General features: G+C 72.0%; 1 protein-coding gene and 1 pseudogene. Both read right to left on the minus strand.

The window, feature by feature from the left end; all coding sequences use genetic code 11:
• A pseudogene (locus tag FVW20_RS17690) lies at positions 1–252 on the minus strand (hypothetical protein); the annotation flags it as partial.
• Positions 249–693, minus strand: a 445-nt coding sequence (locus FVW20_RS17695; protein ID WP_196610614.1) for a permease, incomplete at its 5' end; no start/stop codon positions are given. The gene FVW20_RS17695 and the pseudogene FVW20_RS17690, both read right to left, overlap by 4 nt.

Raw genomic sequence — 693 nt, forward strand, 5'->3', positions numbered from 1 at the left:
CGCCGCGGCCCCTGCCGCCGGTGTCGTTGGGGATGACGCGCCCGCCATGCCGCGCAGCAGCACCGCCGCTCCCAACACGGCCAGCGCCGCGCCGGTCAGCAGGGTCAGCCACAGAAAGCGCGGGTTCAGGAACATGGAATACGTCCCCGACCAGCCCAGCCAGGCAATGACCAGCGCCATGCCCCACAGCAGGGCCACGTCGGCAAGGACGACGGCTGCGGGCAGGCGGAATGCGGTACGGGCGGCACTCATTCCAGCACCCCCAGCCCGGCCAGCAACATGCACGCCACCCACACGCAAAGGGTGGGCAGCACCACCAGCCGCAGCACCAGCCCGCGCCGGAAGGCCGCGCCGTACATGGCCATCAGCTTCAGGTCCAGCATGGGGCCCAGCGCCACGAAGGCCAGCCGGGCCGAGGCGGGAAAGCCCACGAACGATGCGGCCACGAAGGCGTCGGCCTCGGAGCATACGCTGAGCAGCACGGCCAGCCCCATCAGGGCCGGTATGGCAAGGGTCGGGGTATCCATGAACAGGAACAGCGCCTCGGGCGGGGTAAAGGTGCGGAACGCGGCGGCGGCCAGCGCGCCGGGCAGCAGCCAGGCGCAGGCGTCCAGCAGGTCGGCGGTCATGTGCCGGGTCACTCCGTGCAGCCGCGCCGCGCGGGATACGGCTGCGGCAGGCGGGACGAACGCA

This window comes from Nitratidesulfovibrio oxamicus, from assembly GCF_015731765.1.
Classification (GTDB): domain Bacteria; phylum Desulfobacterota; class Desulfovibrionia; order Desulfovibrionales; family Desulfovibrionaceae; genus Cupidesulfovibrio; species Cupidesulfovibrio oxamicus.